Origin of the sequence: Aneurinibacillus uraniidurans (genome assembly GCF_028471905.1) — a bacterium.
Lineage (GTDB): Bacteria > Bacillota > Bacilli > Aneurinibacillales > Aneurinibacillaceae > Aneurinibacillus > Aneurinibacillus uraniidurans.
The window spans coordinates 248,885-271,144 of sequence record NZ_CP116902.1; the positions used below are offsets into that span (position 1 = coordinate 248,885).

The following is a 22,260-nucleotide window of genomic DNA, read 5'->3' on the forward strand; positions in this document are numbered from 1 at the left end:
AAGGGTTGGATGAAAATGGAGAGAGAGAAACAGCGCGAACTGCTCCATATTCTGGAGGAAAATGGGCGGCGTTCCGCAGAAACAATTGCAACAATGCTTGGTACATCGATTGAAGAAGTGAAGGAAACGATCGAAAAGCTGGAGAAGGAAAAAATTATTATTAAGTATCCAGCGATTGTGAACTGGGAGAAAGTTGACGAAAATGATCTCGTAACAGCTATGATTGATGTGAAAGTAACACCGAAGCGTGAAGTAGGTTTCGACGAAATTGCCGAACGCATCTACCGTTTTCCAGAAGTACAATCGGTATATTTAATGTCTGGTGCGTATGACTTATCGGTTGTAATCGAAGGGAAAACAATGCGCCAGGTTGCTCAGTTCGTATCCGAGAAGCTGTCAGCTCTTGATTCCGTTATTTCCACAACAACACACTTCATTCTCAAAAAATACAAACACGATGGTGTAATTCTTGAGAAGCCAGAAGATGACAAAAGGATGGTTGTAACCCCATGAGTATGCAGCAGATGACGACCAACCAGAGATTATCCCGTACCATTCAGCAGATCCCGCCGTCTGGTATTCGCCGCTTTTTCGAGCTGGCATCTTCCATGGAAGGGGTCGTGTCACTTGGTGTAGGGGAGCCGGATTTTGTAACCCCATGGCACATGCGGGAAGCTGCGATTACGTCGCTTGAACGCGGCTATACTGCTTATACGTCGAATAGCGGGATGTATGAGCTGCGCGAAGAAATCTGTCGGTATTTGTCCTCTTCATTCGGTGTCGGCTACAATCCGAATAACGAAGTATTGATTACCGTCGGAGCAAGTGAAGGCATCGATATCGCGTTGCGTGCCTTGCTTGACCCGGGTGATGAAGTACTCGTTGTAGAGCCGTGTTACGTATCGTATGATCCGGTCGTTCGCCTTGCAGGGGGCGTGCCGGTAGCGGTCCGCACCTCGCTTGAGGATCAGTTCAAGCTAACACCAGAGCAGCTCGAAGCACAGATTACAGACCGGACTAAGGCGATCATTTTCTGCTTCCCGAACAACCCAACTGGCTCAATTATGACAAAAGAAGAGCTGAACGCATTAGCGCGGGTAATTGAGAAGCATGATCTGATTGTGATTTCAGATGAAATTTATGCAGAACTCACGTATGACACAGATCATACAAGCTTCGCTTCACTTCCGGGGATGAAAGATCGGACGATTCTATTGTCCGGTTTCTCTAAAGCTTTCGCAATGACCGGCTGGCGTATCGGGTACGCAGCAGGGCCAGAAGATATTATTCAGGCGATGGTCAAAATTCACCAGTATACGATGCTATGCGCACCGATTATGGGGCAGGTAGCGGCTCTTGAAGCATTGCGCCATGGAATGGATGAGAAAGATCGCATGGTAGAAAGCTACCGTCAGCGTCGCAACTACATTGTCAAAGCATTCGAGCAGATCGGATTGACCTGTCACAAGCCGGAAGGGGCATTTTATGCGTTCCCATCGATTGCGTCATCCGGTATGACGGCAGAAGACTTCGCAGAGAAGCTGATTCTGGAGCAAAAAGTGGCGGTTGTGCCAGGAGGCGTATTCGGGGATGGCGGTGCGCTGCACATCCGTTGTTCATATGCGACATCGATGGAGAATTTAGAGATTGCGATTGAGCGGATCGATCAGTTTTTACAGAAGCATAAATAAGCGAGACGAATGAACGCGATTTTGCATTTATGTTTGTACTTTTGGGTAATCTGATATAAAATGAAGGCGGTACAGATTGTTCTGTGCCGTCTTATTTTGTATGTGAAGCGTGAAGCAAAGAATGGATGATTCAATCATGACTATACAGAAGCGGGTACGAATTCTGCAGGTGCCGTTCCTTTCGATGACGCGTCAGGAAACCGCAGACTATCTGGCCCAACGCATTCAGCAGGAAGACCGAATGCAGGTTGTAACAGCGAACCCGGAGATTGTGATGCTCGGGCGCGAGAATCCGTCTTATATGAACCTACTGCAGCAGGCAGATGTGATTACACCAGACGGGATTGGAGTGGTACTGGCCTCCCGCTGGATCGGGGAGCCACTTCCCGAGCGCGTGGCAGGCTATGAATTGCTGCATACGTTGATGGAGCATGCCAATGAGCATGGCTGGAGGTATGTACTCGTCGGGGCGTCTCCTGCATCGTGCACAGGAGCAGCGGAAACACTACAAAGAATGTATCCACAGGCGCACTGTGCAGGTCATTTTGACGGGTATTTCACACCGGAGCAGGAAGCCGATATTCTCGCAAGCATTCGAGAGGCCAGACCGGAGCTTCTGTTTGTAGGGTTAGGAGCGCCGCGTCAGGAAGAATGGATTGCTCGCCATCTCGCAACATTGCCGGTTAATCTCGCAATGGGTGTCGGGGGGAGTCTGGACGTGCTGTCCGGTACAGTAGCACGTGCACCAGAGATATGGCAGAAGCTGAATTTGGAATGGTTATACCGCCTGCTTTCTCAGCCGAAGCGGTGGAGAAGACAGCTGTTGCTGCCGAAGTTCGCTTTATCGGTGCTGTGGAATCAGGTCATACTACGCAAGAAATAAACGTAGAAATTTAAATAGTACAAGGAGAGGGACCATGGAGAGTTACATGGATTATCTGAACGGACTGTACGGGTTTATTGCCGCGCTTGTCGTGACGGTTGTTGCAACTCCGCTTGTGAAAGCTTTTGCGATCCGTATCGGCGCCGTAGATAAACCCAATCATCGCAAAGTTCACCAGCGATTGATGCCGCGCCTTGGTGGTCTGGCGATCTATATTGGTTTTGCACTAGCCTATATGTTTTTCATCCCTTCATCTAAAGAAACATTTGGCATCTTTCTGGGCGGCAGTATTATCGTCCTCGTCGGTGCTTTGGATGATCGGTTTGAATTGTCTCCGAAGGTAAAATTATTAGGACAAATTATCGCCGCACTTGTCGTTGTATGGTACGGGCTGCGGATTGAATTTATTAACTTGCCGTTTGAAGGCACACTTAATTTTGACTGGATTGCGATTCCGATCACGATTCTCTGGATGATTGGGATTACGAACGCGGTTAACTTGATTGATGGTCTAGATGGTTTGGCTGCCGGTGTATCCGGTATTGCGACGGCTGCAATGATGATCATGGCCCTGATTATGGGCAACACGATCGTTGCGATTTACTGTATGATTCTACTGGGTGGGATTATCGGCTTCCTGTTCTATAATTTCCATCCGGCGAAGATTTTTATGGGTGATACCGGGGCGTTGTTTCTTGGCTTTAACCTGGCGGCGCTTTCGATTATGGGCTTTAAGTATGTGACGCTGTTCTCGATTATCCCAATTTTGATTCTTGGGGTTCCGCTTTCTGATACGGCATTTGCGATGCTGCGACGCTTCTTGAACAAGAAGCCGATCTCGGTTGCGGATAAGGAGCACCTGCATCACTGCTTGCTTGCCCTTGGCTTGTCGCACCGCAATACGGTGCTTGTCATTTATGGCATCAGCATTATGTTTGCAACAGCGGCCATTGTTTTCTCGCAGTCAACGCTGTGGGGGGCGGGCCTGCTTATTGCGACGCTGCTGTTTGTACTGCAACTTGGGGCCGAGTTGATCGGCTGGCTGGGTGAGAAGAAGAAGCCGCTGCTGAATACGGCGCGGAGAATCCGGCAGATGAGAGCGGGTAAGTAAATATGCAAAAAAACACCGTGCACTTTTTGCAGGGTGTTTTTTTTGTGCAAGGGAGACGGATAAGATGAGAAAACGATGGATTGTAGTGGGGGTGGCGGTGATGATTGCTGTTATTTTTGTGTCATCGTCTATTCCGTATGATAAGCAAAACATTCAACCGCTGCTGGCACGCTTAGTGAATCAAGATCTGGTGACGCGCTGGTTTGGCTGGGTGAATTTTATGTATGGAACGAGAGAGATTAGTATTGCGCATGTAGGGGTTCCGGCTTTTTTGGAGTTTTTTATCCGCAAGGCGGCACATCTGATCTCGTATGCGTTTCTTGGTTATCTGGTCAGTCGTTTGCTGGGAGTGGTACGAGTATACGGATGGAAGAATGTGCTCTGTGCGATTGGGCTAGCTGTCCTGTATGCGGCATCGGATGAGATTCACCAGATGTTTACCCCTCATCGTCAGGGGACGCCGATTGATGTGTGTCTGGATGCGTGTGGGGCGGCTGTTGGGGTGTGGCTGGCATGGAAGCGGGTAAATCACAGGTAGAGATTCTTCTGCTAGAATGCCTCGCTTCGTGCTGTACAAAAAGAAATAGACACCCCTGAATTTTAGAGGGACAGAAGGAGATCTATTTCCCATAAGTAAATCCAATGAGTTAACCCCTTGAGGGTGGTTTGTTTGTAAATTGACCGTCTGGTGTTGGCGCATCAGGTGGTCAATTTTATTTTGTCGGTTTACAACATTAGTACCCACATTCCGCATGTCTAAAATTGCGGAAAAATCTTTTCTGCCTTTTACAACACTTTCTAAATAAATGGGCAACTCAAAGCTAGCTCATCGAACCATATCATAGGCTTGTGGATGTGTAGGTTCGGGAAGAATCCGGTTCCCGTCCACGATCAAAAGACAGATCGTATATAATACTTCAAAAATGGTTTGAAGTGTGGGAACTTTTGTTTTCTTTTTCCTAGGTAAATGTAATGATTTATCATGTTTTGTAAGTGTCCTTGAACACGATATTCCAGATACGATCCTAGTAATAGTACAAGGGAAAATACATAATGTAAACCTTATTTTTATGTGGCTAAGCTAATTTTAATTTGTTTCAAATCTCGTTGTTTATCTTTACTATAACCGTAGACGGCTGGGTATATCTAGTTTTTGTTCATAGGTACCCTGTACAGATTTTGATGTTGTATCTAAATGAACATGTAAAATCGTCAGATAGTGCGCACGTAATAATTCTAATGAAATCAAGCTGATGATTTTCTAAAGAATTTTAGCGGTGTGACATAATGAAAAAGCAAGAGGAACTGCACCAACACGAACAATATGAGAGATCTTAGAGCGAGTAGACATAAATCAACCCTCCACAAAAATAATCTTGTGTAAAGAAGATTCGTTGTTCATAAATGAATCCCTTTTCACCTTTGGTGAAATATAATTATCCATTAATTAATATGTGGAATGCGAGTTCTAATTCCATTTTATCTACTTTAAATACTCAACGTGCGTTCCCATAAGCAACGCAAAAAAGAGTGGAGTATAGTCACTCACCCTCATAATTACTAAATATTAAAATACCTTAATTTGCAAAAAAAATGATACATAAGGTTTCATGTTTCTAAAATTTGCATCAAAGAACAGTTGTATTAGGACATAGAAAATAGTGCTTTAGTAGTTTTTGAATGTTGTGTATTTTCTTACTACTGTGTAGCATAATATTCATTTTGTAATCTAATAAATAATTTGTTATAGTGGAAATTGATACTAAAAAAGGAGTGATATTTATAAAAAACAAACGTATTGAATGGATAGACATTGCGAAAGGTATCGCAATTATTCTTGTGGTAATTGGACATTCCCCAGCCACGAACGGTATAAAAACATTCATATATGGCTTTCACATACCACTATTTTTTTTCTTGTCTGGTTTCGTATTTAACCCACAAAAATTTAGTAATTCAACAGAATTTTTCAAAAACAAAATCAAGACAATAGTAATGCCTTATTTGATATTTTCATTAATAGAGTATTTAATATATGTCTTATGGGAAAATAGTATTTACAATACTAATTACTATGCTTACTCTATTTTCAAAGGCATATTATATGCGTCTGCCGATACACTTAAAATGTACCCAGTACTATGGTTTTTGCCATGCTTGTTTGTAGTTCAATGTGCCTTTTTCTTGCTCGTTAAGATTAATGGAAAAAAAACTTACTTAATCATAAGTCTTATCACGTTTTCAATTGTCGGGTTCCTTTATAGCCAATATTCTACAGTTAGATTGCCTTGGTTTATTGACTCCTCGTTAACAGCAGTGGTGTTTTATGGTATTGGTTTTATATACAAAACATATGATTTCTACCTCGAATCAAAATTATCAGCGTATTATACAGAACTGCTGATAGGATCCTTTGCATTGCTTTATTTTTGTACGTTTATGAACACTACTGTAGACATGTTCGGATTGGTCTATAATAATTATTTCTTTTACTACACATCCGCTATATCTGGAATTTTATTTTGCATAGTACTATCAAAGCTAATAAATCACTCAAAAACGCTAACTTACCTTGGTAAAAACACTATGTTAATATTTGTATTCCATGTAAATATGTTTAATATTGTTAATTATATATTGGGTTACATAAGAAACACTTACAGCATACAGTTTACAGTTGTACTTTCAGCAAAATGGTCGTTATTTTATACATCTCTTAGTATAATTTTATTGATACCTGTAATTATTATAACTAGTAAGTTATCACGTGCGCTCAAAAATTCTCGTACTACAAAACACGTTAAAGATATGGTCAGATTCTAGACTTTTAACTCCACAATATTTATTTTTACTCTTCATCAAATAAAGGCTCCGAATTGGTATAGATGAACTGTAACCTGAATAATGGACACTTCGAAAAAAGTCCATTATTCAGGTTTTTTTTGTATGCGGAAGTGACGGAGGCATATGGAGAGAAGTGCAGACAGAGATTGAGAAGCTGGCTGTGGATGATTCGGTGATTTGGGGATTAGTACTAAAATTAACAATAGAGCCAGCATGAGAAAGTGTGCAGGTGTTCATCTGAGAGTAGTATGGAGCGTCCGCAGAAGATCAGAAGTTGCAGTAACAAACCAAAGGGGAGGGGATTGCTTAGGTAGATCCTCTCCCTTTTGCTGTCGATAGACAAGAAATAACATGGATGGAAGATATCGCTAGTATATCATCCCTCCTCTTGGGAATTATGGTATACTAGCGATATCCAAATCACATCATAGAACATAAAGGTAGGCATAGAATGGTTTTCTTCGAGGGGAGAAAAAGTGTTGGACAAAAAAATCACATTTGATTACAGCGGTGCTATACCGTTTTTTTCACAACATGAATTAGATTTTTCACTGCCACAAGTCAAGCAAGCGCATGAGATGATCCACAATCGCACAGGGCCTGGTAGTGACTATCTAGACTGGGTAGAATGGCCGCTTACATATGATTGGGAAGAATACGAGCGTATCAAGCAGATCAGCACAGTAATTCGCGAACAAGCGGAGGTACTGTTGATTGTTGGCGTAGGAGGCTCGTATCTGGGCGCACGCGCTGCGATTGAAATGCTGTGCCCGGCTTTTTATAATCAACTTCCACGGGAAAAACGAAAGGGGCCAGAAGTTTATTTTATAGGCCATCATCTAAGCTCTCATTATCTCGCGCAACTGCTAGAAGTCATTCAAGATAAAAATGTATATGTAAACGTCATCTCCAAATCGGGAACCACGCTGGAACCAGCGCTTGCTTTCCGCTTGCTACGTGACTTCATGGAGAAGAAGTACGGGAAAGCAGGTGCACGTATGCGTATTATTGCAACCACAGATCGAAAGAAAGGTGTACTTAAGCAACTTGCTGACTTGGAAGGATATGAAACGCTCACGGTACCGGATGGAATTGGTGGACGGTATTCGGTTCTTACATCAGTCGGACTTCTTCCGATGGCGGTAGCCGGGATTGATATTGATGAAGTGATGCGTGGAGCTGCGGATGGGGTAGAGTCCTATCGGGAGGCAGATCTCACCTATAACCCAGCTTATCAGTATGCTGCGCTTCGTCAGCTTTTGTATCGTAAAGGAAAAACGATTGAACTTCTGGCCAGCTATACGCCTTCCCTGCAGTATGTAGCGGAATGGTGGAAGCAGTTGTTCGGGGAAAGTGAAGGGAAAGATGGGAAAGGAATGTTTCCGGCTAGCATTCAGTTCACCACCGATCTTCACTCGATCGGTCAGTATGTACAGGAGGGGCATCGTCACTTAATAGAGACTACGCTCTGGATAGAGAAGTCTGCTACACAAGTGACGATCCCTAGCTTAGGAGATAATCTAGACAATTTACATTATCTTTCAGGTACGACGTTTCATGAAGTGAATGAAAAAGCGTGTAAGGCGACGATTCAAGCACATGTCGCAGGCGGTGTGCCGAATCTGAAAGTGAGCCTTCCGGAAGCCTCGCCGTATTATTTTGGGCAGATGGTCTATTTCTTTCAGAAAGCATGTGCGATGAGTGGATATATGCTGGGTGTAAACCCATTTGACCAGCCGGGTGTGGAAGTGTATAAGGAAGAGATGAGGAATCTACTAAATAAGAATCAGGCCACTCTAAATAGGTAGTATTAAAGGGAGAGGAGTACCTCTCCCTTTAGTATGTCATTGACGTATATAGAACTAATGAGTAAAATTATTACTCGTAGATATAAAATATTGTGGTTTCGTGTCGATTGATCACGATACTGTTGGGGTGGAGAAATGGTTGTTAGAGTATCTAATCACATCAAAGACGCGTGTTAAGCTATTATTAAAATTTTTCTTAAACCCAGAGATGCGGGCTTACTTGCGTTCGCTTGCAGAAGAGTTTGGCGAGTCAACGAATGCTGTGCGTGTGGAGTTGAATCGTTTGACAGAAGCGGGATTGCTAGAATCAGAGAATGAAGGGCGAACTAAACTGTATCAAGCTAACCGCAAGCATGCATTATTTGATGAGTTACATAGTATTGTCAAGAAGTACATAGGGATTGACTGTGTGATTGAAGAGGTATTACGGAAGCTTGGAAATGTCGAGTTGGCATTAATTATCGGTGATTATGCACGTGGCATTGATTCAGGCGTTATTGAGTTAGTGCTTGCGGGCGAAATTGATACAGAATATTTAACAGCGTTAGTAAAAAAGGCAGAGAGTTTAATTAATCGGCACATTCATGTGCATATATCGACACTCCCTGACGTGAGGCACACATATTTGAAGTGTATGAAAGACAAAATACTTATTATTTGGGATCAGACAAGAGAGGGCTAGAATATGACACAGATGCTTTCATTTGGACGAGCGCTACTGCAGAGCCGTCGCTTGATTTGGGAATTGGCGAAGAAAGATTTTCAATCGCGTTACCTTGGTTCGTATTTAGGGATTATTTGGGCTTTTGTACAGCCAACGATTATGATACTGATTTTCTGGTTTGTATTTCAAGTTGGGTTCAAATCGATGCCGGTAGATAATTTTCCGTTCATCCTCTGGTTAATTTGTGGGATGGTACCGTGGTTCTTTTTTTCAGATGCGTTGAACAGTGCTACTAATTCTATTGTTGAAAATAGTTATCTCGTTAAAAAAGTAGTCTTTCGTGTAGGGATTTTACCATTTGTTAAGCTTACATCAGGTTTGTTTATTCACCTGTTTTTTATTTGTTTTTTGTTTATTATGTTTGCTGCGTATGGATACTATCCAAATTTATATAGTCTTCAAGTTTTTTATTATTCATTTGCTATGATTATGCTTGTACTGGGGTTATCCTGGATTACTTCTTCACTTGTTGTTTTTCTGAAAGATGTTGGGCAGGTTATTGCTATGATTCTTCAATTTGGATTTTGGTTAACGCCGATTTTTTATTCGCTAAAAATAGTTCCGGAAAAATATCATGCTTTACTGAAGTTAAATCCTTTATATTACATTGTTGAAGGATATCGGGATACATTTATCTATCATATCGGATTTTGGCATCATTATAAGTTGACAGCGTATTACTGGGGGGTTACAGGTATTTGTCTGGTAATTGGTGCTATTGTGTTTAAAAAATTACGGCCGCATTTTGCTGATGTATTATAGGAGGCTATGAGGTATGAGTACAGACAATGTGGCGATTCGTGTTGAGAATTTGACAAAAGTATATAAGCTGTATGATAAGCCTGTAGACAGGTTAAAAGAGTCTCTCCATCCACTTCGTAAAACGTATCATCAAGACTTTTATGCTTTGAATAAGGTCTCGTTTGAAATCAAAAAAGGAGAAACGGTTGGAATTATTGGGAAAAATGGTTCGGGTAAATCTACGCTACTTAAAATTATTACAGGGGTTTTACAGCCGACATTGGGAACGGCCCGAGTAAATGGCAAAATTTCAGCGTTATTAGAACTGGGTGCAGGCTTTAATCCAGAGATGACTGGAATTGAGAACATTTATTTGAACGGAACCATCATGGGATATACAAAGGAAGAAATGGATGAAAAGCTGTATGATATTTTAGCTTTTGCGGATATCGGCGATTTTGTGTATCAGCTTGTTAAAACGTATTCTAGTGGAATGTTTGCGCGCCTAGCTTTTGCGGTAGCCATTAATGTAGATCCAGAAATATTAATTGTAGATGAGGCATTATCTGTTGGTGATGTTTTTTTTCAACAAAAATGTTTTAACAGACTAAAGGAACTAAAAGAAGAAGGAAAAACCATTTTGTTTGTTAGCCATGATGTCGTGAGTGTAAGTACTTTATGTGATAAGTGTTTATTGATAAGTGAGGGTAGATTACTTTCCGAAGGACAACCAAGAAAAGTAATTAATGAATACATTCGAATTATTTCATCTGATGAAAGTAAAAGAACTACAAATAGTAATATTGCGTTGATGGAAAATGAAGCAAAAAGTGAAGATGTAGGGATTGAAGAGTATAGATATGGTAGCGGGGGAGCAATTATTAAGGGGATTAAGTTTTTTGGAAGTAATGATAGTGAGTCTTTAGTTTACACTTTAGATTATTTTTCAATTGAAGTCGATGTAGAATTTAGAGAAAGTTTTATGAATCCTGTGATAGGTTTTTATATAAAAAACAAACGAGGAGTAGAATTATATAGTGGAAATACCTATTATTTAAATCATAATATTGGACTTGTACAAGAAGGAGAAAAAGTAAAAGTAATTTTCAAGCAAAAAATGGTGTTATCTCCTGATGAATATATTCTCTCGTTCGGCTTATCTGATTATATAAATGGGATTAGCACACCTTTAGATAGAAGGTATGATTATATGAAAATAACGGTTAAATCGGATAGAACAATTATAGGTATTGTAGATATGGATGCAGAAGTAAATGTAGTTAAAGGGAAGTGAACAAATGCGTATAGCGCAGATAGGAACCTTCAATGTTGATAATCTAGGTGATTTGTTATTTCCAATTATGTTAGATTGCTTGTTAAAGGACATTGGAAGAAAAGAAAAATTAGATTTTGAAATTGATTTTTTTAGCCCTAATAATCAGGGGGTATCATCTTTTTATGATGATCAACTTACTATTAAAGATTTAGGTAGATTTGAGACTTTATATAATGATAAAAACCACGATTTAATATTTGTAGGTGGTGGAGACTTAGTACGTTTTGATGATTGGTCTATTAATAATATCTACAAAAAAAGCGAATTGAGTTTTACTCAGATTTTATCTCCTTTCAATATATCTGTAAGTAAGTTTTTTTCTATTGGTATAGGTGTACCTTTTGAAATAAGGGAAGCTGAAGGTCTTTTTTTGCAAAATACGTTCACTCGCTATAAAAAAATTTCAGTTAGAGATGAAATTTCCAAAAATGAATTGTTGAAAATAGGAATTGAAAGTGAGATTGTTCCAGATATAGTTATAACTATATCGAGATATTTTACAAAGGAACAAATGGGGAAAAGAAAAGAGAAGAAATTTTCGCATAGATTCCCAGGTAAATATTTGGTGTTTCAGGCTAGTTCTTATAATATAAAAGATGACGAAATTAGAATGGTAGTTCAATTTTTAGAAGAAATATCCAGAAAATTAGAATTGACCATTGTTCTTTTATCTATCGGTGAATGTTTAGGTGATAACGAACTATTAGAAAAGATAAATGAATTACTACCTAGGTCCATTCTTGTAAATAGAAAAGAATTCGATATAGAACTACTAGATAAAGTAGCTGTAATCGCAGGAGCAGATTTATTTATAGGATCAAGCTTACATGGTAATATTATATCTTTTTCATATAATATTCCTCATATCACTTTTGTTGGAGAGTATTCTCGAAAAATACAAGGGTTCTTTAGCTTAGTTGGAAATTCAATGTGTTTCTATACCTTAAGAGACTTAGTGAGTCAAAAAGATAAAGTGATTAATTATACTATTAAAAAATGTGATAATACTGTTTTGTTAACAGACTTGTTTGATAGTGTGAAAAGATTTGTTATGAGTGCAATTTGTGAAGTGAAAAAAGGTAAATATGAAGATATTCACTTTTCATTTTCGAGTGAAATAGATATGTTATTTAAACTTTCGCATAAACAGTTAGTTGATAGTGCTATGGAAAAAACAAATTTGTGGCAAAGGGTTCATAACGATGAGATGCTTTTAGAGGAATATAAGCGATCAAATGATGAATTGTGGCAAAGGGTTCATAACGATGAGATGCTTTTAGGGGAATATAAGCGATCAAATGATGAATTGTGGCAAAGGGTTCATAACGATGAGGTGCTTTTAGAGGAATATAAACAAATTAACGAGCAGTTGACTAGTGTTTTAAATAAAAAAGAAAATGAAATAAATAATCTATTGAAGGAAATAAATATGATTTCCTCTAGCTTTCTATATTATTTAAAAAAGAAAATTAAAAAAGGATAGGTTTTTATGGGAGAAGAAAAAGAAAAAATTAAATGTTCAGTCATTATCCCTACGAAAAATGGAGGTGGAATTTTTCAACAGGTTCTGAACAAAGTATTAGATCAAGAAATTGATGGTATTTTTGAAGTTGTTATTATTGATTCAGGATCAAAAGATGGCACGGTCGAATTTATTGAAAGTATAAGAAAGGAAAATAAAAAAGTTATTTTACGAAAAATTGCTCCAAATGATTTTGGTCATGGTAAAACAAGAAACCTTGGAGCTTCTTATGCGAATGGAGAATATTTAGTATTTATAACACAGGATGCCTTACCATTTGATAATGCTTGGTTAAAGAATCTTATTTCCATATTTGATGAGGATTCTGAAGTTGTAGGTGTGTTTGGGAAACATATTCCGTATGATGATTGTGATATATTTGAAAAAGATAATATAAATAGGCATTTTCTTAACTTTGGATTAGATACCACAATATTCTATTTAGATGACAAAGAAAGATATGAAAGAGATGAAGGGTATAGACACCTTTTATGTTTTTATTCGGATAATTCTTCTGCTATGAGGAAAAGTATATGGGAAAAAACACCTTATCCAGATGTAGATTTCGCAGAAGATCAATTATGGGCAAAAAAGATTATCGAACAGGGATATAAGAAGGCATATGCACCTCATTCTATTGTTTATCATTCTCATAAATATAGTTTGAAAGAGCAATTTCGTAGGTACTATGATGAATATAAAGGTCTCAATAAAATATACAACTATGTACCAGTGAAAAGTATTTTCTTACTTCCAGCCTATATTTTTAGGCATTGGAAAAGTGATATTCAGTTCATAAAAGAAAGTAAAAGTTTGACTTTAAAAGAAAAAAAATACTGGAGGCGCTTTTCGCTTGCTAAAAATATAGTTAGATATCTGGGAGCATATTTAGGGGTGAAAGGGAATTTATTCCCTTGGTTAAATATGGTCTTTTCTAGAGAGCATAAATTAATAAATAAGGATGGATAATAAAAGAATGGTTTATCAAATAGTAAAGAAGTTGAAAATATGTAAGGAGTTAATAAAAGCAGAAGGTTTCAGTAGAGGGATAAGAATTATATATCATAAGGCTAGAAGTATAAATAGAATGAAAGGAGTGATTAAAAGGGATATTTGTAAGTTTTATTCTTTTATGAATTTATCTGATAAGGAATGTAGAATAGAATATAAAAAAAGAAAAGATGGAATTATAAAATTAGCCTGGTTTATACCTGACTTTGGCATAGGATCGGGTGGTCATTTAAATATTTTTAGAACTATTAAGCTTTTGGAAAGCTATAATGTAGAGTCGGATGTTTATATTTGTGGAAATTCTCAATGGGGTGATGCTAGACAAGCTAAAAAGATAGTCGATAATTACTTTTTTAATTTAAATTCATCCTTTTTTATAATTGATGAAGAGGAAATTGAGAGTATAGGGAAGCAATATGATGGGGCATTAGCTACGTCTTGGCAAACAGCTTATTATGTGCGAGCATTCTATCAGTGTGCCAAAAAATTTTATTTCGTACAAGACTTTGAACCATACTTTTATGCACATGGTAGTTTATTTGCATTTGCGGAAGAAACATATAACTTTGGTTTTTATGGAATTACGGCTGGGAGTTGGCTAGAAAATAAGCTTTCTAGAGAATATAAAATGAAATGTAAAAGTTTTAGTTTCTCATATGAGAAGGACTTATACTATATTACAGAAAATAGAGAGCATGAGGTTAAAAAGTTGTTTTTTTATTCAAGACCACCGACAGAAAGACGTGGTTTTGAATTAGGTGTTTTAGCTTTAGAGAAATTCTGCGAAAAAAATCCTGATGTAGTAGTAATAATGGCTGGCTGGGATGTTTCAGAATATCATTTGCCATTTAAGCATTTTAATGCAGGTGTAGTAAAGTTGGAGGAACTTCCTGATTTATACAATCAATGCGACGCTGCCTTGATTTTATCTTGTACAAATCTATCTTTGTTGCCATTAGAGTTAGCAGCATGTGGTTGCCCTGTTATTCTTAATGAAGGTGAGAATAATTCATGGATTGATCCAGATAAAGAATTATTTTTATATGTTAAACCTACCATTGAAGACATATCTAAGCAGCTAGAAGTAGTTATGAATAATCGAATGAAAACAAAGGAAAGCTTTGTTTCAAGAACACGAGAATTTCTTTTGGATTCTTCCTGGGAAAAAGAAGCTAAGAAAGTTTATGGTTATATTACAGAATTTTTGGAGGGGAAATGAACGAGTTTCTAATTTTAGGATGTGGGTATCTAGGTTTTCATCTAGCCAATTATCTTTCTTCAAAGAATCATAGTGTGTTAGTAGCTGGAAGATATTCAGGATACATAGAGAAATTAAATGAAAAAGTATCTTTTTACTCATTAGATATTAGGGAAGTTGAGAAAATCCGACCCTTATTAAAATCGAATACAATTGTAGTATATGCAGCTAATACAATTAATGCTACACATAATTTTGGGTACCTAAAAGATGACATAGAACAAAATTATTTATCATTTATTGCCTTGCTCAATTTATGTTCTAGTGAAGGAATTGAAAAATTTATTTTTCTTTCATCTGCTGGAACAGTTTATGGAGATAATGAGGGACCTCATAAAGAAAATGATGTTTTAAGCCCTATTAATATATATGGATTACAAAAAGTATACTTTGAGTATTTATTGCAAGTTAAAGCTGCAGAAGACGATTCTTTTAAATATTTAGTTTTAAGAATCTCAAATCCTTATGGTGGATATCAAATTACAAATAAAAAACAAGGAATCATTCCAATATTAGTTGAGAAGGCAATAAAAAATGATGTATTTGAACTTTGGGTAGATGAAAATACATCTAGAGATTATATATATATAGATGACTTTCTAGAAGTAACCCATAGGATTATTGCCAAGTCTGAGAACATAAATGAAATTATTAATATTAGTAGCGGAATTAGTTGTTCTATTAAAGAATTGATAAGTATTGTAGAATCTGTGGTAGGAAAAAAAATAAAGATCATCAAAAAGGGTATAAGTGTTCCAACTATTAGATCGAACGATATTGACAATAAAAAGATGTTAATGTTGACTAATTACACTTTGCAAACAAGCCTTTATCAAGGTATAGAAAAACAATTTTCTATGTTGATGAAATAAGTGAGGATAGTATGTTCTGTTGAAATAAACCTTCATGGCTTTTCAGCCGTAACCCTGACATGAAAATTAGGGTTTTTCACAGAAAATAAAAGACTTTTGACAAGTAGAGAATATAAAAATAAAGCTGTTTACCTTGAATAAGTTTTTTATATTTAGAAGTTAAGTTATTCACTAAGAGGTACTGGTTACTGTGGCAGGTTTCCTAGCAAAGGTTTAGGTTGTTTACTAGATATTTATACGTTCGTTAAGTTTGGAACTTGGCTGGCTTTAATTTTTTGAGGAAACAGTTCAGGCAAATATAAAGGCAGACCACTTATTATCAAAAGAGGTCGTCTTAAATTGTATACTCTCCTTCTCCTATTTAAGAGTGTAATTTTCATTCGGCATCCCTGATTAAACATGTAGAATAATATTCATTTATTAGTGTTGTTATTGCTGATGCTGAAGGAATTGCGTTGTCATGCTAGCTGACATGTAGGATGACTAAACTCTATAAGTGAAACCTTTATATATAAATATAGAACAATTGAAAAAATTCGTGAGAGTATGGAGCAAACTGTTTGGAATAATTGGGCGGTCTTGTCTTAGGAACGCTCATCAGTTATACGTTGAGTTTTATCTAAAATTATTTTTGAAAAGGATGAATCATTATGAAAGGCATTATCTTAGCAGGAGGAAGCGGTACACGTCTTTATCCCCTAACTCGATCTGTGTCAAAACAACTGCTTCCTATTTACGACAAGCCAATGATTTATTACCCATTATCAGTCTTAATGCTTTCAGGAATTCGTGATATTTTAATTATCTCTACACCAGAGGATACACCGCGCTATGAGCAGCTTCTTGGTGATGGAAGCGAACTGGGTATTTCACTTTCTTACACTGTTCAACTTTCCCCAGATGGACTGGCGCAAGCCTTTATTCTTGGAGAAGAATTTATTGGGAACGACAGTGTTGCGCTCGTTCTCGGAGACAATATCTTCTATGGAGATGGCTTTACCCGCATGCTACAGCGCTCAGCTAAGCGTGAATCAGGAGCAACAGTCTTTGGCTATAACGTAAAAGATCCAGAACGCTTTGGTGTAGTAGAGTTTGACGAGAACGGTAAAGCAATCTCAATTGAAGAAAAGCCTACAGAGCCGAAGTCTATGTATGCGGTAACGGGTCTCTATTTCTATGATAACCGCGTGATCGAAATTGCGAAAAACATCAAGCCGTCTGCTCGTGGTGAACTTGAGATTACAGATGTAAATAAAGTATACCTGGAAATGGGCGAGCTAAATGTTGAACTGTTGGGTCGTGGGTTTGCTTGGCTGGATACAGGAACGCATGAATCGCTGCTTCAAGCTTCACAGTTCATCGAGACTGTCGAAAAACGTCAAAGCTTGAAAGTTGCTTGTTTGGAAGAGATTTCATATCGTATGGGATACATCTCAAAAGAACAACTTCTGACTTTGGCAGAACCATTAATGAAGAATGAATATGGTCAGTATTTAGTACGGTTAGCTAAACAGTTGTAGAGTATTAGCGAGGAGATTCGGCAATGAAAATTACAAAAAGTTGTTTAGAGGGTGTGCATTTACTAGAGCCAAAAGTTTTTGGAGACGCTCGAGGTTATTTCATGGAAAGCTATAACCAAAAAGTTTTGGATGAAGCAGGTATTTCCCTTTCCTTTATTCAGGATAACCAGTCGCTCTCCCGAGAAACGGGTGTACTGCGAGGACTTCATTATCAGCTTAACCCTAAAGCACAGACAAAGTTGATTCGTGTGCTTTCAGGTGCAATTTATGATGTAGTCGTAGATATTCGCAAGGGTTCCCCGACTTTCGGGCAGTGGGAAAGCTTTATTTTAAGCGAAGATAACAAGCGACAATTGCTCGTACCAAAAGGCTTTGCTCATGGCTTCTGTACACTTGTGCCGGATACACAGGTATTCTATAAAGTAGATGAATATTACTCACCTGAACATGACCGTGGCATTGCCTGGGATGATCCTGCATTAGGAATTCCGTGGCCGACATCCAATCCGATTCTGTCTGAGAAGGACAAGCATCATCCTGTGCTTGCAGAAGCGGAAATAAATTTTGAATAGGGGAAGAAAACTTGTGAAAATGCTTGTAACAGGCGGAGCGGGCTTTATCGGAAGCAACTTCGTCAACTATATGGTGAAGAAGTATCCTGATTACCAATTTGTAAACTTCGACGCTCTTACATACGCGGGGAATCTTGAGAATCTGGTAGAAGCGGAAAAAATGCCAAACTACCGTTTTGTAAAAGGTGATATTTGTAACCGTGAACTTGTTAATTCTCTTGTCGCAGATGGTGCAGATGTCATTGTAAACTTCGCAGCGGAATCACACGTAGACCGCAGCATTACAGAGCCGGATATTTTTGTGAAGACAAACGTAATGGGTACGCAAGTTTTACTTGATGCTGCGAAAAAGTATAGCATCAAAAAATATGTGCAAGTTTCTACGGATGAGGTATATGGAACGCTTGGGGATACTGGATTTTTCACAGAAGAAACACCGCTTGCACCAAACAGTCCATATTCAGCAAGTAAAGCAAGTGCGGATCTTCTTGTACGTGCGTACCATGAAACGTACGGATTGCCAGTGAACATTACACGCTGCTCTAACAACTATGGGCCGTATCATTTTCCGGAAAAGCTCATCCCGCTTATGATTATTAATGCGCTTCATGACAAGGAGCTACCAGTATACGGTGACGGAATGAATGTACGTGACTGGCTGTATGTTGAAGATCACTGTGCTGCCATTGATCTGGTTATTCATGAGGGAAAAAGCGGAGAAGTGTACAATGTTGGTGGCAATAACGAGCATCCAAACATTGAGATTGTGAAGTGTGTGCTAAAAGAATTGGGTAAATCAGAAGAGTTGATTCGCTATGTACAGGACCGCCCTGGACATGATCGGCGGTATGCAATCGATGCGACCAAGCTTATGACCGAACTGGGCTGGAAGCCGAAGCATACATTTGAGACAGGAATTGTGGAAACCATTCACTGGTACTTGAACAACCGTGAATGGTGGGAACGAATCATCAGTGGTGACTACCAGCAATACTATGACAAGCAGTACAAGCAGCGTCTGGAAGAGGTGTAAGATGGTCAAGGTTCTTGTAACAGGCGGAAATGGTCAGCTTGGTACAGATGTGGCACTCTTGCTTAAGAGACATAGCTATGACGTATATGCATATGGGCGCGACAGACTGGATATTACAAACCAAAGTCAGGTTCAGGATGTAGTTCGACAGATTCAACCAGATGTTATCATTCATACGGCTGCCTATACAAAGGTTGATCAGGCCGAAACCGATTCGGATATGGCTTATCTGGTTAATGCGGTTGGGACGCGTAACATAGCGGTTGAAGCGGAGCGTTATCAGGCAAAGCTCATCTATATTAGTACGGACTATGTGTTTGACGGAACGGCAGATACGCCATACTCTGAATTTGCGTCGGTAAACCCTGTCAGTATGTATGGGAAATCTAAGTGGGCAGGAGAGGAGTTTGTTCGGCAGCTCTGCTCGCGATTTTTTATTGTGCGAACTTCATGGGTATACGGGAAGCATGGTCATAACTTTGTGAAAACAATGCTTAGGCTGGCAGAGACACGGAATGAACTGCGTGTTGTGCATGACCAGATTGGTTCTCCAACGTATACAGTGGATCTTGCTTTGTTTTTGCTTCAACTTCTGCAAACAGAGGCGTATGGAACATATCATGCTTCGAATAGTGGGGTGTGCTCCTGGTATGAGTTTGCTTGTGCGATTTTCGAAGAAGCAGGGCTGAGTCATATTCAGGTGCATCCGATCCCGACTGCGGAGTATCCGCTGCCTGCGCCACGTCCGGCATATTCTGTGCTTGATCATATGATGATTCGCCTTCAAAACATGAGCGATTTGCGGCACTGGAGAGAGGGACTGCAAAGTTTTCTGAAGGAATTATAAAAGACCGGGTCAACTCCCGGTCTTTTTTGTTATCATAGAAAAAGGCAGGTGAAACTAGAGTGAAGGCTGTACAAATTTTATTATCAACATACAATGGCGAGGCTTTCCTTAGGGAACAGCTGGATAGCTTGCTGCTACAAACATATAAACCGGTTCATATTTTTGTTCGTGATGATGGGTCTACGGATCAAACAAGAGAGATCCTTGAACAGTATCGAGAACAGCACGAAAATATTGAGGTGGTATTTGAAAAAAATATCGGTGTAATCCCGAGTTTTTTAGAACTGCTACAGCAAGCTTCTGATCAGGCAGGCTATCTAGCATTTTGTGATCAGGACGATTACTGGCACGCTGATAAAATAGAGAAAGCTGTTCAAAAGTTGGATACTGTCGATTCTGCTATACCTGCGATGTATTGCAGCCGTGTAGAATTGGTGAATGGGGAACTCGCTCATATCGGAATGTACCCCTTGCATAAAAGAGGGCCCGCGTTTGAAAATGCGGTTGTACAAAATATCGCAACAGGCTGCACCATCGTCATGAATCAGGCGGCTAGGCGGTTACTTTTGCAGCATGTACCGGATGCGAGTAAAGTGATTATGCATGACTGGTGGTTTTATCTTGTCGTGTCAGCATTCGGCACTGTGATATATGATCCGGAATCGAGCATGCTGTATCGGCAGCATGCAGCTAATACAGTAGGTGCGGATCATACGCTAATCGGAAGATGGGTTACGCGCTTTCAGCGTTATATTAAAAAGAAGCAGTATAAATTTATTACCAATCAAAATAAAGAGTTCATGAGATTATATGGGGATAAGCTTGATCAAGAAAAGAAGGGAGTATTAACTCGTTTCTTACAGAGCAGAAGCTCACTATGGGGAAGAATTCAATACTTCATGTTTTCAGATACATATCGGCAATCGTGGAATGAGAATATAATTTGCCGTTTGGTTTTATTATTGAATATGGTCTAAAAAGATATTGGGGTAGATACATGGGAAGAAACATTTTTGTAAAACTATCAAAGGTGCTATTTGCCTGCTTTGACCTGCTGATTGTTAACATCGGGATTCTTCTGGCGTTTCGTGTGAAGTTTGGTCATAACATTCCAGAGTATAACTGGAATTCATATGAGAGTGTATGGCTCGGGCTTTCGCTTGTTTCTCTCGTCGTCTTTTATATGTTTGATCTCTACTCTAACTGGCGCCGGAAGAGTATTTATAATCTCATTTATGCGATTGTGCTTTCAGTTGGTACGCTAAGCTTATTTACGATGGCCCTTACGTTCTGGTATCGTGGCTTTTCATTTCCACGAAGTGTTATTGTTCTATCGTTCTTAATCCAAGTTGTTCTTTTTATTAGCATACGTTCGCTTGTATGGTGGGCGGCTAAGCGGAAATATGGTCGCCGCAGAGTGCTTATTATCGATGAAAAAAGAGAACAGGCATTTCTTTTTGCAAAGAAGTTCTTGCAGCATACGACCGGATGGTTTGTAATCCATGATGTACTGGAAGCAGAACGTTGGAAAAAAATGATCCACACCATTCATGAAGTGGATGTAGTGCTTCTAAGTCCAATGCTTTCCCGGGAAGAGCGGGCCGAGATTCTCAGCTATTGTTCGCGGTACGGGAAAGAGGTTTTGCTTGTTCCCGAACTGTTCGAGCTATTCATTCTCGATGCCGAGCCACAGCAAATCGACGACATGCTTGTCCTGTCTGTACAGCCACCGGGTTTAAGCGCAGCACAGCTGTTCCTTAAACGCCTGTTTGATATTGTAGCATCACTAGCGTTAATTACGCTACTTAGTCCAGCTATGCTTATTTTGTTCATCCTCGTTCCGGCAACATCCAGAGGACCTGCCATCTTCAAGCAGGAGCGTATGGGTCGTAATGGGAAAGAGTACATGATCTATAAATTTCGCAGCATGGTACAGGATGCAGAAAAGTATACCGGTCCCATGCTGGCGGTAGAAAAAGATTCGCGTATTACACCGCTTGGTCATTTCATCCGCGCCACAAGACTGGATGAAATTCCTCAATTGTTTAACGTTCTCAAAGGAGACATGAGTCTGGTCGGTCCGCGCCCGGAACGAGCTTTTTTTATTGAGCAGTTCAGTGAGATGCTGCCGGATTATACATACCGCATGTCAGTTAAGCCAGGGATTACAGGGATGGCGCAGGTGATGGCACGTTACAGCACGACTGCTGAAGATAAGCTACGCTTCGATCTGATGTATGTCCGTAACTATTCGCTGGCACTCGATATCAAAATTCTCCTTCAAACCATTCGGGTCGTGTTCCAGTGGGGGCAGTCAAAAGGCGTACAGCATAGTGAAGAAGCTTGTCACGATGAGGTACTAAATCAGCTTGGAAATTATGAGGCCGCTGCAGGACGTGACACGATAACAAGGGAGAAATAAGGCAAAGCGGAGCATAGCGTAGCTCCGTTTTTTGCGTTCAGATAAAGGACTGAGAGTATTCTTGT

General features: G+C 39.3%; 20 protein-coding genes. All 20 read left to right on the top strand.

What is annotated here, in order from left to right:
- Nucleotides 1-15 precede the first annotated feature (15 nt).
- Nucleotides 16-513: an Lrp/AsnC family transcriptional regulator gene (locus PO771_RS01265; protein ID WP_096467608.1), complete on the top strand. Its 498-nt coding sequence runs from the start codon at nucleotides 16-18 to the stop codon at nucleotides 511-513.
- Nucleotides 510-1,691: an aminotransferase gene (locus PO771_RS01270; RefSeq protein WP_422664971.1), complete on the top strand. Its 1,182-nt coding sequence runs from the start codon at nucleotides 510-512 to the stop codon at nucleotides 1,689-1,691. Before PO771_RS01265 ends, PO771_RS01270 begins: the two co-directional genes overlap by 4 nt.
- Before the next feature lie 136 nt (nucleotides 1,692-1,827).
- Nucleotides 1,828-2,574 carry a WecB/TagA/CpsF family glycosyltransferase gene (locus PO771_RS01275; protein ID WP_272561510.1) on the top strand — a complete coding sequence of 249 codons (747 nt, stop codon included), beginning with the start codon at nucleotides 1,828-1,830 and terminating at the stop codon, nucleotides 2,572-2,574.
- Between the two features lie 34 nt (nucleotides 2,575-2,608).
- Nucleotides 2,609-3,685, top strand: a complete 1,077-nt coding sequence (locus PO771_RS01280; protein WP_422664972.1) for a glycosyltransferase family 4 protein — start codon at nucleotides 2,609-2,611, stop codon at nucleotides 3,683-3,685.
- A gap of 64 nt (nucleotides 3,686-3,749) precedes the next feature.
- Complete coding sequence (locus tag PO771_RS01285; RefSeq protein ID WP_272561511.1) at nucleotides 3,750-4,223, top strand: VanZ family protein; 474 nt, start codon at nucleotides 3,750-3,752, stop codon at nucleotides 4,221-4,223.
- A gap of 1,235 nt (nucleotides 4,224-5,458) precedes the next feature.
- Complete coding sequence (locus tag PO771_RS19425) at nucleotides 5,459-6,508, top strand: acyltransferase family protein (RefSeq protein ID WP_422664997.1); 1,050 nt, start codon at nucleotides 5,459-5,461, stop codon at nucleotides 6,506-6,508.
- A 500-nt stretch (nucleotides 6,509-7,008) separates the two neighbouring features.
- Nucleotides 7,009-8,337 carry a glucose-6-phosphate isomerase gene (locus PO771_RS01290; protein WP_272563079.1) on the top strand — a complete coding sequence of 443 codons (1,329 nt, stop codon included), beginning with the start codon at nucleotides 7,009-7,011 and terminating at the stop codon, nucleotides 8,335-8,337.
- 139 nt (nucleotides 8,338-8,476) lie between these two features.
- Nucleotides 8,477-9,019 (top strand): winged helix-turn-helix domain-containing protein, encoded by a 543-nt coding sequence (locus PO771_RS01295; protein ID WP_272561512.1) that lies wholly within the window; start codon nucleotides 8,477-8,479, stop codon nucleotides 9,017-9,019.
- Nucleotides 9,020-9,022: 3 nt separating this feature from the next.
- Complete coding sequence (locus PO771_RS01300) at nucleotides 9,023-9,823, top strand: ABC transporter permease (RefSeq protein ID WP_272561513.1); 801 nt, start codon at nucleotides 9,023-9,025, stop codon at nucleotides 9,821-9,823.
- Between the two features lie 13 nt (nucleotides 9,824-9,836).
- Entirely contained in the window at nucleotides 9,837-11,096 is a 1,260-nt protein-coding gene (locus PO771_RS01305) for an ABC transporter ATP-binding protein (protein ID WP_272561514.1), read from the top strand.
- A 4-nt stretch (nucleotides 11,097-11,100) separates the two neighbouring features.
- Nucleotides 11,101-12,621: a polysaccharide pyruvyl transferase family protein gene (locus PO771_RS01310; RefSeq protein WP_272561515.1), complete on the top strand. Its 1,521-nt coding sequence runs from the start codon at nucleotides 11,101-11,103 to the stop codon at nucleotides 12,619-12,621.
- 6 nt (nucleotides 12,622-12,627) lie between these two features.
- On the top strand, nucleotides 12,628-13,629 hold the full coding sequence (locus PO771_RS01315; protein WP_272561516.1) for a glycosyltransferase family 2 protein: 1,002 nt from the start codon (nucleotides 12,628-12,630) through the stop codon (nucleotides 13,627-13,629).
- A 7-nt stretch (nucleotides 13,630-13,636) separates the two neighbouring features.
- Nucleotides 13,637-14,890 (top strand): rhamnosyltransferase WsaF family glycosyltransferase, encoded by a 1,254-nt coding sequence (locus tag PO771_RS01320; RefSeq protein WP_272561517.1) that lies wholly within the window; start codon nucleotides 13,637-13,639, stop codon nucleotides 14,888-14,890.
- Nucleotides 14,887-15,801 (top strand): NAD-dependent epimerase/dehydratase family protein, encoded by a 915-nt coding sequence (locus PO771_RS01325; protein WP_272561518.1) that lies wholly within the window; start codon nucleotides 14,887-14,889, stop codon nucleotides 15,799-15,801. Before PO771_RS01320 ends, PO771_RS01325 begins: the two co-directional genes overlap by 4 nt.
- 650 nt (nucleotides 15,802-16,451) lie before the next feature.
- Nucleotides 16,452-17,321 carry a glucose-1-phosphate thymidyltransferase RmlA gene (rmlA, locus tag PO771_RS01330; RefSeq protein WP_272561519.1) on the top strand — a complete coding sequence of 290 codons (870 nt, stop codon included), beginning with the start codon at nucleotides 16,452-16,454 and terminating at the stop codon, nucleotides 17,319-17,321.
- A 23-nt stretch (nucleotides 17,322-17,344) separates the two neighbouring features.
- A complete protein-coding gene (rfbC, locus tag PO771_RS01335; protein WP_272561520.1) occupies nucleotides 17,345-17,893 on the top strand; it encodes a dTDP-4-dehydrorhamnose 3,5-epimerase in 549 nt (182 codons plus the stop codon).
- Nucleotides 17,894-17,906: 13 nt separating this feature from the next.
- Nucleotides 17,907-18,926, top strand: coding sequence for a dTDP-D-glucose-4,6-dehydratase RmlB (rmlB, locus tag PO771_RS01340; protein ID WP_272561521.1), 1,020 nt, complete (start codon nucleotides 17,907-17,909; stop codon nucleotides 18,924-18,926).
- Nucleotide 18,927: 1 nt separating this feature from the next.
- Nucleotides 18,928-19,773, top strand: coding sequence for a dTDP-4-dehydrorhamnose reductase (rfbD, locus tag PO771_RS01345; RefSeq protein ID WP_272561522.1), 846 nt, complete (start codon nucleotides 18,928-18,930; stop codon nucleotides 19,771-19,773).
- 59 nt (nucleotides 19,774-19,832) lie between these two features.
- Nucleotides 19,833-20,750 carry a glycosyltransferase family 2 protein gene (locus PO771_RS01350; RefSeq protein WP_272561523.1) on the top strand — a complete coding sequence of 306 codons (918 nt, stop codon included), beginning with the start codon at nucleotides 19,833-19,835 and terminating at the stop codon, nucleotides 20,748-20,750.
- Between the two features lie 20 nt (nucleotides 20,751-20,770).
- Nucleotides 20,771-22,195, top strand: a complete 1,425-nt coding sequence (locus tag PO771_RS01355) for a sugar transferase (protein ID WP_272561524.1) — start codon at nucleotides 20,771-20,773, stop codon at nucleotides 22,193-22,195.
- Nucleotides 22,196-22,260: the final 65 nt, after the last annotated feature.

What these genes read in the sequence shown, in the direction of transcription:
- PO771_RS01265 (WP_096467608.1), top strand. Translation starts at nt 16, where the DNA reads ATGGAGAGAGAGAAACAGCGCGAACTGCTCCATATTCTGGAGGAAAAT.
- PO771_RS01270 (WP_422664971.1), top strand. Translation starts at nt 510, where the DNA reads ATGAGTATGCAGCAGATGACGACCAACCAGAGATTATCCCGTACCATT.
- PO771_RS01275 (WP_272561510.1), top strand. Translation starts at nt 1,828, where the DNA reads ATGACTATACAGAAGCGGGTACGAATTCTGCAGGTGCCGTTCCTTTCG.
- PO771_RS01280 (WP_422664972.1), top strand. Translation starts at nt 2,609, where the DNA reads ATGGAGAGTTACATGGATTATCTGAACGGACTGTACGGGTTTATTGCC.
- PO771_RS01285 (WP_272561511.1), top strand. Translation starts at nt 3,750, where the DNA reads ATGAGAAAACGATGGATTGTAGTGGGGGTGGCGGTGATGATTGCTGTT.
- PO771_RS01300 (WP_272561513.1), top strand. Translation starts at nt 9,023, where the DNA reads ATGACACAGATGCTTTCATTTGGACGAGCGCTACTGCAGAGCCGTCGC.
- PO771_RS01305 (WP_272561514.1), top strand. Translation starts at nt 9,837, where the DNA reads ATGAGTACAGACAATGTGGCGATTCGTGTTGAGAATTTGACAAAAGTA.
- PO771_RS01310 (WP_272561515.1), top strand. Translation starts at nt 11,101, where the DNA reads ATGCGTATAGCGCAGATAGGAACCTTCAATGTTGATAATCTAGGTGAT.
- PO771_RS01315 (WP_272561516.1), top strand. Translation starts at nt 12,628, where the DNA reads ATGGGAGAAGAAAAAGAAAAAATTAAATGTTCAGTCATTATCCCTACG.
- PO771_RS01320 (WP_272561517.1), top strand. Translation starts at nt 13,637, where the DNA reads ATGGTTTATCAAATAGTAAAGAAGTTGAAAATATGTAAGGAGTTAATA.
- PO771_RS01325 (WP_272561518.1), top strand. Translation starts at nt 14,887, where the DNA reads ATGAACGAGTTTCTAATTTTAGGATGTGGGTATCTAGGTTTTCATCTA.
- rmlA (WP_272561519.1), top strand. Translation starts at nt 16,452, where the DNA reads ATGAAAGGCATTATCTTAGCAGGAGGAAGCGGTACACGTCTTTATCCC.
- rfbC (WP_272561520.1), top strand. Translation starts at nt 17,345, where the DNA reads ATGAAAATTACAAAAAGTTGTTTAGAGGGTGTGCATTTACTAGAGCCA.
- rfbD (WP_272561522.1), top strand. Translation starts at nt 18,928, where the DNA reads ATGGTCAAGGTTCTTGTAACAGGCGGAAATGGTCAGCTTGGTACAGAT.
- PO771_RS01355 (WP_272561524.1), top strand. Translation starts at nt 20,771, where the DNA reads ATGGGAAGAAACATTTTTGTAAAACTATCAAAGGTGCTATTTGCCTGC.